Annotated in this window: 8 protein-coding genes; all 8 read right to left on the bottom strand. The window is 34.0% G+C overall.

Going from position 1 to position 11,923, the window contains the following annotated elements:
* Positions 1–142: 142 nt before the first annotated feature.
* The 8 genes from Q1A73_RS23940 to Q1A73_RS23905 all read right to left on the bottom strand — a co-directional run bounded on the left by Q1A73_RS23940 (position 143) and on the right by Q1A73_RS23905 (position 11,327).
* On the bottom strand, positions 143–1,531 hold the full coding sequence (locus Q1A73_RS23940) for an RtcB family protein (RefSeq protein WP_299611165.1): 1,389 nt from the start codon (positions 1,529–1,531) through the stop codon (positions 143–145).
* A 63-nt stretch (positions 1,532–1,594) separates the two neighbouring features.
* Positions 1,595–2,647 (bottom strand): nucleotidyltransferase domain-containing protein, encoded by a 1,053-nt coding sequence (locus Q1A73_RS23935; RefSeq protein WP_299611163.1) that lies wholly within the window; start codon positions 2,645–2,647, stop codon positions 1,595–1,597.
* Between the two features lie 87 nt (positions 2,648–2,734).
* Positions 2,735–3,472 (bottom strand): nucleotidyltransferase domain-containing protein, encoded by a 738-nt coding sequence (locus Q1A73_RS23930; protein WP_299611161.1) that lies wholly within the window; start codon positions 3,470–3,472, stop codon positions 2,735–2,737.
* 489 nt (positions 3,473–3,961) lie between these two features.
* Positions 3,962–5,116 carry a permease gene (locus Q1A73_RS23925; protein WP_299611159.1) on the bottom strand — a complete coding sequence of 385 codons (1,155 nt, stop codon included), beginning with the start codon at positions 5,114–5,116 and terminating at the stop codon, positions 3,962–3,964.
* Between the two features lie 4 nt (positions 5,117–5,120).
* Positions 5,121–6,314, bottom strand: coding sequence for a histidinol-phosphate transaminase (locus Q1A73_RS23920; RefSeq protein WP_299611156.1), 1,194 nt, complete (start codon positions 6,312–6,314; stop codon positions 5,121–5,123).
* Between the two features lie 246 nt (positions 6,315–6,560).
* Positions 6,561–7,181 (bottom strand): hypothetical protein, encoded by a 621-nt coding sequence (locus Q1A73_RS23915; protein ID WP_299611154.1) that lies wholly within the window; start codon positions 7,179–7,181, stop codon positions 6,561–6,563.
* Between the two features lie 1,607 nt (positions 7,182–8,788).
* A complete protein-coding gene (locus tag Q1A73_RS23910) occupies positions 8,789–10,312 on the bottom strand; it encodes a TROVE domain-containing protein (protein ID WP_299611152.1) in 1,524 nt (507 codons plus the stop codon).
* A gap of 439 nt (positions 10,313–10,751) precedes the next feature.
* Entirely contained in the window at positions 10,752–11,327 is a 576-nt protein-coding gene (locus tag Q1A73_RS23905) for a sigma-70 family RNA polymerase sigma factor (RefSeq protein WP_299611150.1), read from the bottom strand.
* Positions 11,328–11,923: the final 596 nt, after the last annotated feature.

Here is an 11,923-nt window from a genome sequence, read left to right as displayed (position 1 = left end):
ACTTAGAGCCTTGTCATAGGTTACTTTTGTTTCCTTTCTCTTTCATAAATATCTAAAAAACAAATCTAAAGGAGCCTATCGAAGTGTTTTCTTTGCTTTAGAAAAGTGTCTTCGATAAGCTCAGGCTAACATATTATTATTATTATTTCCTTCTCCTTTTCTTTCTCCATGGAGCATTGATTTGGAAATCGCCTGCCATGATGCATCCGTAAGGCATCACCTCATCAATTACTTCTCCTAATCCAAATTCATCCATCTGGTTTCTTACGGCTTTGGCATTTTTGTAAGCACTTGGTAATTCAGAAATATCAATCTCATTGGAGAAAAAACGCACATCTAGTCCAGCTGTTTCGATTTCAAAGATCTCTTCTTTCGTTTGTCCTTCTTTATTTCTTTTATGCTGCGTTCTGCTCAAATTTCTACCAGCACCATGTGGAGCAAAACCAAGATTTGTGTCCGTTGTAGTACCTTCCACAATCAATACAGGTTCTGCCATATTTAAAGGAATTAATCTTGGTCCGGTAATGTCTGGCATAAACTTAGCATCAAGCGGAGTAGCGCCTTTAGCATGGTAAAACAAATCTTCATCTTTAAAGACAAAGTTGTGTTCGTTCCAGAATCTGTTTTCAGCTTTCATTCCCAATGCGTTTAAAGTAGCATCATGAATTACCTTATGGTTTAGTTTTGTCCATTTTCTAATCGTTTGCAAAGCAGACCAATAGCTTTTTCCTTCTTCGGTATCAAATGGAATCCATGCATTTTGCTTCAAAGTATCTGGAGAAATATCTCTTCTAAACTTATTCGCAACGTGCATTCCTTTTTTATACAACCGAGCACCTACACCTCTAGATCCGTGATGTGTAATCATCATGGTATTGCCCGTTTTTGAAGAGGTACCAATAAATAAGAAATGATTTCCATCTCCTTGTGTTCCCAGATGTTCTCTTGCCATGCTGATGTCTTTATCTTCGTTTAGAAAGAAGTTGTTTTTAAACTCAGCTAATAGTTCATCTGTTAACTGGTATTGTTTTCCTCTCGGTCTTCCACCAGGTCCAAAATGTGTACTTGCATGCGCAGCATCTAATACTTTTTTAGGATCTGTTTTACCAAAATCTGTTAACATCACAGAACAACAAATATCAGCACTATGCATTCCTGGATGAATCGCATTTTTAGCAACCACAACACCACCAACAGGAATGGTTCCGCTAGGACCTGCAGGGCAAGCATCTGGCATCACCGCACCGTCTATAACCGTAGGTGTTTTCATTAATATTTTCATAGAATCTAACACAGCAGTAACATTGTCTTCTTCTTGTTCATTCTCTGCTTTGATATTGATGTTAAAATCCACTGGATCTATATGTAGTTCTTGTAATGGAGGTAGTTTGTATTGTTCTAAATAGGCAAACATCGCTTCATCTTCCAGCTGATTTGTATTGATATATTCGATGGCTTCTGGAAACCACTTTCCAGATCTAAAACCTAAATCGATTAATGTTTTTCCTGTAATGTTTACTTTATTTTTCATTTTTTTTCTAATTAATGAAGCAAAGATGAGATGGTATTGCGCAATAGTTTTGCGTATTAAAAATTAATTGTAAAATTTATCTCTCATATTCACTAATAATTCATTTACCTGAGTGAGATTTGGTTTTTCAGGCAAATTAGATTCATCATAAAATGCTTCTAACTCATCTTTAATTTCTGAAGCTTCTCTCACCAAGTCATCATATTCAAAATCTCCATTTTTGATTCGTAATAAATAATCACGATCTAATCTTTTAACATTGATCATACCTTCTTTTGCAATTTCTTCTGCCATATGAAGTAATCTAAAGGTATGCATCATGTTTTTGGTATCATAATTCTTTCCATGAGCAACGTTGTTTTTATATCTATCTTCATTACGTTTTTCTACCCAACTCCAATATTCCTTATACTTTTTACAGTAAGAAGAGTATCCATCTTTGTTAAAATATAACATTCCAATAGGTTGTACTTCTTTTGGCACAGAACTTAGGCATACGTCATTTGCATTTTCTCTGGCTATACCCTGATATCCCATATCTATTCCGTGAAACAAATTGTAACAATCCTTCATATGAGGGATTTTTACCAATGCGCAATTTGTATCGTTTAGCTTTTTCAACTCTAAAAAGTCTTTGATAAGAATAGATTGCTTTTCTGATCTTACATAACAAAAATCCAATACTGTTTTCCGTTCTTTCTCTACAGGATTGACAATTTTTTTATTTAATCCTCTGGCTTTTTTGATCTGTGTATAGGCATAGTTAGCAAAGGTGTCTTTACATAATTTGGATATGAAATACTCCATTTTGAGTTGGTCAAAAACAGGATGCTTTTGCAAAACACACTCAGAAGGAACATTCAATAGCTCCAAAATATTTGGATTGTTTTTAGATAATAACTCTATAAACTTTCTAAGTTCGTAATAAACAATATCATTTGTTTCATTACTGATTTGCCCAACATATTCTAAAGAGTAAAATTTCTCTTTAGGAAGAATGAAAACCCCTCTGATATCAGTATCGGATGTAGCGGTATCTAATCCATAAGCACGACTTCCACTAATACATTCGAATATAATGGCGTTTGATGTCTTTAGTTCTTCTACAGTTTTCATGTATTTATAATATTATTTTAAAGGTCAAACTAAACCTATCGAAGTATCATTGGACTTCGACAAGTTTAATCCAACCTCTTTATTGAATTAATTTGAAGTGATACTTTTAAATAAGAAAGCATCTATTCTTTCATGATCTGGTTTTCCCGAAGGCAAAGATTTTGCAAACCGATCATTTGTCTTTATCGTTTCGGAGATGAAAGCTATAACTTTTTCATTTCTGTGATGCATATAACTTTCATTTTCTTTGGCTTTGATGTCCAATAAGCCAAAGATTTCCTCAACTACATCCTCGGGAGCTAAAGATAACATTTCGCTAAAAACTACTGGTGGTATGGTCTTGTATTCTAAAATCCATTTACCAGCCATTGACGTTCGTAAAGCATAGAATAAATTCTTTAATTTAATAGTTTCTGTGGCCAGCTTTTCTTCATATTTTTTACTCATACTTAGGTAATGAAACATACTAGCGATAGGAGAGAAGCATTCTGATGCAATCTCTCTAAGTTCTGTAAGAAGTTCATTTTCTCCTATATAAATTATAGGTGAAAATAAATGTTCCGTTGCTGGTACATTGGATTTTTTTAGTAATTGTAAGCTTTTACGTAATTCCCAACCAACAGCATCAAAATCACCGTCCATGATGTCTATTGTATCTTTTTTCTCAGATACAGACAGATACCAATCCAATGGCTTTGTGTATAGGAAACGTACGTCATAATCACTATCTGGTGAAGCAAAACCCCAAGCTCTACTTCCAGATTCACAGGCAAACGGTATATGTACACCGCGCTCTTTTTCTATGTTTTCTAATCTTGTTTTCATCTTTATATGGTTTTTTGTCTCTCTTCCCAGATTCGAACTGGGACTTTCGCCTTGGCGAACAGATTGGCTCTAAATGCGCTTCCCTACTGATACCATTTCCAACGTAAAACTACTCAGTAAAATATGCTCTTTCTCGTTGATGCTTCAAAATAAAATGTAAACGTAGCTTTGGCTATGCTTGTATTTTCTTTTTTTGCCTAAACAAAAAATACCTATATTTTACTCTGAGCATTCTTACATCAGAACTGGTATTACATCCTGTGTATTTCGGTGCTTCTGCAAAACCTATTCATTAGCGGGCACGCCACTAACAACATCATCCAATCACTCCACGGTTACGTGAAAGGTCTTTTTCCGCAGCACTTCCTTTTATGCTAAAGAGAGTTTTGATTTGTAACAAGGCAAAGATGAAGTTGTATTACGCAGTGATTTTGCGCAATATAATTTTAATAGAAAAAAATCGGTTTTTTTTCAAAAAGAAGAGGGTCGTTAATTTTTAGAAGCTTGTCTTGTTATCCAGATGTTTTGCTTTGGACCAATGGTTGTATTGCGTTTAGCAACATCCTTAATTTCTTGATAACGTACCCAAAAAGTGAGTATCACTCCAATACCTATACAACCAATAGCTAGTAAAATAATGCGATAAGGATCACCTACCATCGATGGATTTAACATGATACTCATGATCATCACCGTTGATAATGGAAATGAAATCGCAAGAACGTTTATAGCGAATCCATTGTGAAATGTTTTTTTACTATCATCAAGTTCTTCTTTTTCCTTTTCGCTAATACTAGCAATATGTGCATAAGGCCAAAAACTACAAGCACTTAATGAAAATGATATCAACCATAAAATTTCCTCTCGTATAGTGATTCCCATTACACCAACGATTCCAGCAGAAATTAATAAAACGATCCCAGCGCGAAGTATCAAAATAGACACTATTTTGATGAATTGATCTTTACGAATTTTTACAGATAATCCTATGAAAATCATTACAAGCGGAGTCATTAACAGACTTAATTTCTGTAATACATCCTGAATCATACTAGGTAAATTCTGAAAAGAAAAACCAAATGATAACAATCCGATAGCCAATAAGATCAATACCGTTACGGGTTCAGATAGTAAAGTAGTAATCAGTGATTTTAGTTTTCCACTTTGTTTTTCACCAGTGTTACTTGATACTTTCATAAACCAATGTACAGCCACACAATATAGAATGATGAGTACAAATATTTTGTTACCTAGATCAGCCATAGCCGCTTTGGCGAGATACGTTGGTCCTAATATTTCGGCAATAAAAGGAAAACATGATAATCCTGGTGCCAAAGAAGGTAGTAGTAACCGTAACGTTCTATATTCTGAGGTATTTTTTTTGAAACCTACCATGGGTAATACAAAGGGAAAAATCCAGAATAAGAGACCATTTAAAAGTAAAGCTAGAAAAGGCAGTGTTAACAAACTTGGATCAACGTCTACTCCCATCAGCGCTATGAAAATAGTAGCAGGAAGCGCAAGGTTTAGAATTATTTTTTTTAATCCTTGCGTTTCTGCTTTGGATGTGAATTTGCGTTTTAACAAAAATCCAATTAGTATAAAAACCCCAAATACAATGGTTTTCTGAATGGTGGTTTCCATATGTTTAAGCTAAGATTTGGGAGATTGTTTTTGTAAAGATTTTCATTTCCTCCATGGTGCCGATACTTACTCTACACCAATTTTGATCCCAAAACCGAAAAGCCCTAGCAACTACTTTTTCGGCATATATTTTTTCTAAAAATTCATTTCCATCTAGTTCGATGGGGAACATTAAAAAGTTAGTTTGCGAAGGCATACATGTTATTCCCATATCTTTTAGAAAATTGGTGGTGTAGGTTCTTCCTTCTGCAATTTTTTGCTTACAAGAATCCAGAAATTCGGTATCATCCATACTTGCGCTTGCTGCAGCAATGGTGGGGCCGGTAATTCCCATTCCGCCTCTGGTAATTTTTTGAATTTTTTCTAATAATGGTTCAGAAGCCATCATATATCCAATTCGTAACCCTGCCATTCCATGAATTTTGGAAAAGGTTCTGGCAACCATCACATTTTTGCCTTCCGCTACTAGGGAAACCATACTGTTTTTATGGCCAGCATCACTAAGTTCTATATAGGCTTCATCTATAAACACTGGAACCTTTTCTGATACTCGAGCGCAGAAATCCTTTAGTTTTTTGGCATCGGTAATAGTAGCAGTAGGATTATTAGGATTAGTAATATAAACTAACTTGGTTTGTTCATCGATTGCTGCTTCCATTGCATCCAGATCATGCTGATAATCTTTAGTCAATTTAATAGACTTCCAGTTACCACCACATGCTTTTGCTACATGGACTAAAGACATATAGCTAGGATCTGCGCTTACCACATTTCCTCCTTTTTCTTGGAATAAAACCAATGCAGTTTTTTCTAATAGATCCGAAGAACCAGGCCCCATCATGATCTGACTAGGTTTTACCTGTTCTTTCGTGGCTATTTTTTCTATCAGCTGGTACAAAGCTTTCCAAGAATAGTGATTGCCATCAAAAACACGTTCTTGAAAAGCTTTTGCAGCTTTTTTTGAAGGCCCATAAGGGTTTTCATTCCAGATTAAGCGCGCTTTTACGGTACTTAAATCAGGGAGTTCTGGTGGCGTAAACTCATCAAACAACGAATTCTGATATAAAAACTTCTGATTATGCCTTTGAGCTTCGATAACCGTATTTGCCCAAATGTCTGAAGGAATAAGAGCTATAGATCCCAAAGTTAATACTCCTTTTTTTAACCATTCTCGTCTGTTGATGTGTGTGTTTGTCATCACGCCTTTTTTATAAAGTTTCGGATTTCAAATTACTAATATCTATGGATAAAACAGGTTTTAAACCATTAAAAATCAAGGTGTTGTTTTTAAGGTTTTATAAAAATTAACTTAAATTATGATTGAGAAATGAATGGGGAAATAGTGTGCAAAAAATTAACTGTAAAAATAGATTTACTTCAAAAAAAAGAAGCCTATTTTACAATATCATTAAATTTTCTAAAAATCTAAATGTTACTATTAACTCTATTGTCTTACATAGATTTTTAAGTCATCACTTTTTCTCATGGCATAAGAGAGTGATTTGTTGCTAAAAGAACTTTCAGGTTTATAATTAGACAAGGAAAGAACATTTGGTAATTTCATATCCCAAGATCCAGATTTTTTAGCATCACCAGGAACAATCATTACTACATGGCCATAGGTTTCTGCAGTATCAATGATTAAAGACAAACCTCCTCTATTGGTATGTGCCAATGCTTGATCGATGCTTTCTTGGTTTATAGATCCAAGTTGTAACCACTTTTTGGAATCTTCTACAATAGGTCGGATACTATCGTATATGACATACCCAAGTTTTGGATCACTAAATTCGGTGAGATCAAAAGCTTTGGTAATAGTTTTGGTAATACTATTTCTACAATCATTTCTTTCGGTAGCAGTTTTTTTACAGGTAATGAAGTTTTCTACTTCTTTAGCAAAATCTATACTGGATAATTCAGCAGTAGTAGAAGAGGTATTACTATTTGTAGTTGTTTTCTCATTCGTAGTTTCGGATGTTTTCTCATCAGAATATTCTTTCTTTCCTTCATTCTTACAAGATAGTATACAGATGGTAATTACGATAAGGGCTAAAGCTTTTTTCATGTTGATTAGGTTGATGTTGTCTAGATAAATTAGGTGATAAATTTAAATAAAATATACCGCGTTTTGACGAGTAAAACCAGTGCTTTAAAGATAAATGTGATTTTTTTTACTTTTTTTTTAGGGTTTTTGTCAATAAGCCTGTTTATGTAAATAAATGCTATAAAAAGATAATACCTCAATTCATAATCGACCAGTCAGTCGTCAGTGGATGTTTTTTTAATCGAGAAAACCAGGTTCAAACCTGGTTTTCTTTTTTATTTAATAATAGTACAGAATGGCTACAAGTGTATAATCAATTAGTATCGATGGGATTCGAACCCATATGAACCTATCCAAAAAGCGAAGTATGATTACAAAACGGCACATTCTGCTATGCTGCTATAAAAAAGAGGTAACTAGCTGAAAAGTGAAAATTGTTCAAACTATCGGTGCGAAGTAACACTTTTCTACGACACTCTTTGTTTTTTGATTTTTATTTTAAAAAAAACAAGGCAAAAAACGACAAAAGACAAATACGTGCTCTACCAATTGAGCTACTCTCCCAATTAAATATCTCTCGATAATCGAGATTGAATTCTTCTAGGTTTACCTAAAAGTTTATTTGTGGAAGAGACGGGACTCGAACCCGCAACACCGGCATTAAAAGTGCGAAGTAACTTTTGTCTACGGCACTTGTTTTATTTTTATTATTTAAAAAAAGAGGTAATGATCAAAAAACGACTATAACGGCGTCCTACTATTAGACGACCTCTTGCGAGGGTAGGAGTTGCACCTACATTACCGGAACCAGAATCGAAGTAACGTTTTTCTACGACACTCTTTATAGTAATATGGTATTCTCTTTTTGATAAAGGTAAAAAGCGATTAGTGAATCTTGCTCACCAAATTTGAGCGTAATTCCCCCATGATATTTGTTGTGTTTATGGTTTTTTGTGGAGGAATTCGGAATCGAACCTACGAAGTAACACTAGTCTACGACACTTTATGTTCTAGAGAATATATTTTAAAAAGTAAGGTAAAAAGCAAAAAGTCTGTTATGTATTGTGCTCTAACCTCTCTGAGCTACCTGCCTAAGCAGAATGGGACTCGAACCCATGACCCCAATAGTTCGACAACGAAGTAAAACTTTTCTACGACACTTACTATATGTATTCTTTATTGAAGTAAGGTAAAAAACAATAAGAGACTGTTGCGCGCTCTATCCAACTGAGCTATTCATCAGAGATGAAGTGGGACTCGAACCCACGACCACGGCGTTATGAATGCGAAGTAACTCTTATTTACGACACTTACTTTTAATATTTTTATGTAAAACAAGGCAAAAAGCAAAAAGAGAGATGCTCTTAGAAGAGCGTCGTTCTTATCCGCCATAGGCGGACAGTGAACCGGTGATTCGAAATCTCAGAGAGATGTGCGCATATATGCATTTCACCCTGCTAGTTTTTAACCCAGCTTCGCTCACACAATCGCTTGTGATACGCTACCTTAGGACCGTTATAGTTACGAAGTAACTCTTTTTTACGGCACTTGTTTTTTCAATATTTTCTGTGTTTTCAATGAACTTGTTTAAGAAGCTCACACCATTCATAGATGTGAGCTTACTACTGTTATAAGGATTGCTCCTTGATATATTGGATTACTGAGTTTCCATTTTCTAAAGCGTCTAGCACTTCAAAAACTTTATCACTCCAACCGCCGATTAGGTATACATCATTTTGTTCTACTTGTAATGGAACACTATTGTATCCCATTAAATCGAAGATGTATAGTTTAGCATTTGGAGCTAACTTTTTGTATGCTTTCCACTCAGTTTCAATATGCTTATCCGAATTGTAATGACCGCTATTCCATAGTTGACAATCGGTAAAGATCATCACCTTATCTACTTTGGTTTTGTTGTTATTCAGACTTTGAATCACTTTGTAACCGTTTGTAGAATATCCAACTTCACCTTCAATTCTTTTTAGTTTCATCACATTGGATAATACATTACCTTTTGGTAATACATATTGTTTCCATCGATCTCCGAAAAGACCCGTGATCACATTTTTGCATTTGTTTTGAAACAACATACCTAGTACTAATCCTATATCGTAAGCTTGTATCTTAGTCTTTCTAGAAATAGGTTGCATCATTGATCCAGATACATCACATGCTACTATCACTTTTGTGTCTAGTTCAAATCCTTTCATATTGATCACACTAATTTGGATTGCTTTTTCTAAAGCATCTAAAATGTATGAAGTGTAAGAGGATTTTACCGCACTTAATTCCTGGTATGCAGCCATAAATCTAAATGGTAATTGCTTTGATCGTTTTACATTACTTTCATTCGTAAGTGTAGTAACGATTTTGGCAATATGTGTATGACTTACTTCTGCTTCTAGGATGTTTCTTAGATTACGCATTAGCGCCATGTATCCAAGTTTGTTGCTATCGATAAGCTCTTCCCACTTTGCAGTAAAGGCGTTTTGCTTTTCGATATCGTTGGCAAACTTTTGCTGACCTAAAGTTGATAACTCAACCTCCCAAGTATAAGGAACTTCTAAACTATCATTGATCACCTTATCAAAGATGGATTGTTGTACATTATCTTTTGGTTTTGGGTGTGTTAAGAAGATAGCATCTTTAAAAGTAACCTCAGTTTTTCTATTATATTTCGCAAATTGGTATGCATCAAACTTATTTAAAGCCATTACAATACCTTTTTGAATTTGCTTAGAAAGCTTGTTCAACTTTTTAGTTCCAGTTCTCTGATTAGCAAATTGGTAGTATGCTAAAAGCTCGGTAATTTCATCTGCTCTTTGGATCACACCATTTACGGTTTTGCTAACCAAATTATCACCACTATGAACCTTAGATAATTCTACTGCCAATACGATAGGAATGGATCTTAGATACATTTTTTGTCTTGCATACACAGCTAGCTGTGCTACAAAGTAAGGATCGTTTTTTTGAACCAGTTTGATAATTCTTTCTAATCGATCATTGGTAGCTTCGTAATTGGTTTTTTCCAAAGTGGAATTAACAACAGCCGTGTACAATTCCATTTCAGGAGATAATCTAAATGCCTTTGCACCTTGATAATTTCTTACCTCATTTTTTGATTTTGTAAATACATTAAATTTCATACGTTTAAATTTTAATAATTGTTTAATAAATAGTTAATTATAAAATTGAGAACGTATGTTACCACTTCGTTCTCTCATTAAGAATTTTAAAAATTTCCTTTGTGAAATAATTTTTAAATTTCTTAATGCTCGTTTCATCTTATTCGTATTTTGTTGTTAATTACAATGCAAATGTTTTAAGTAACTACGCATTCTTTTTGCGTAGTGAAATAATAATTTGATTTTTTTGTTTTTTTATTGAAAAAAATACGTGTTAAGAGTTGGTTTTGAGTTCTTTTCGGCGAATTATCTATTAGATTGATTATACTATCAAAACTACAAGTAGTCTTTCCACCATATTAACCTTCTTTATACTAACTGCAAAAGCCAGATCACTCGTAGTAATCTGGCTCTGGTATTATAGTTATTTGTAATTGTTTGTCTTGGTAAAAAATAAAATTTACGCAGGAACTCTCAATTCCTGGAACATTGGGTCTTGTTCGATTCTCATTAAAAGTTCCTTTTTAGCATCGAACTTCTTTTTTCTGGTGTATCCTGGAGTATATCCTGTGATCTTTGAGATTTCGTTTACTGATTTTCCTTCAAAATAAAGGAGCATTAAACTTCTGTTACTAGTACTTAGTTTTTGGAAATGTTTTCGGTATAAATGCTCACGTTCATCATTTTCTATGGAACTTGTAATGGCATCTATTGTTTCTTTTTTTGTATCGATCATCGTTTCGTCGAAAACGATTTGATGTTTTTTGCGTAAACGGGTTCTCCAGGTGTTTTTGCAGATTCCGTAGAAATAGGTAGTTAAAGGAACACGGATTTCAAAAGTTCCAGATTTAATTTTTTGGTAGAGTACAACCAGCGCATCTTGAAAAATATCTTCAACATCTTGCATTGTACCGCTATGTCTAAGAATGTATCCTTGGATATAGCTAATATTATCTCTGTAAAAAATAGTTAGTATTTCTTGATCCCCATTCAAAATACCATTAATAACTGCTTGATCCGTATTCCTTTTTCCCATTACCTTTTTTGTTTAACTGCTACGTTTTTTGATGTGTATACTGATTAAGTATGTATTTCCTTTTTTGACGATACAAACATAAATCTACTCTAGCTGAAGTCCTTACGGATTTCCGTAATCGAAGGAATTTTTTTGTTAAAAGTTCTGTTTTGAAGTTTAAGCGTGCATAAAATCAGGATAATGGAAATGAATGATAGGAATATTTTGTTTATTTCGATTTGATATAATTTCTTTTCTTTTTTTCATTGCCAACACTTCGACAACATTTTGATAACACTTCGACAACACTTCGACAAGCTCAGTGTGACTTCAAATTTCACAACAATTTTTCGATAGGCCTTTTACAGTCTATGAGTTATATTTTATATCAGTACTTGAATTGATGATATATTACTTAAAACCTATTCTCGATACACTTCTCCTAAAATCGAAGCACTCGAATTGACGGTTTTATATAGTTGATCGTCACATCGAGTGTTTTTGTGTAGCGGTAGCGGAACTAAAAATGTACTTCGACAAGCTCCTTTAGATTTGTTTTTTAGATATTTATGAAAGAGAAAGGAAACAAAAGTAACCTATGACAAGGCTCTAAGTTT

The organism is uncultured Aquimarina sp. (assembly GCF_947492115.1).
In the GTDB taxonomy this organism is placed as follows: Bacteria; Bacteroidota; Bacteroidia; order Flavobacteriales; family Flavobacteriaceae; genus Aquimarina.
Note: the sequence above shows the minus strand (reverse complement) of the source record. Positions and strands in the feature narration are given on the sequence as shown.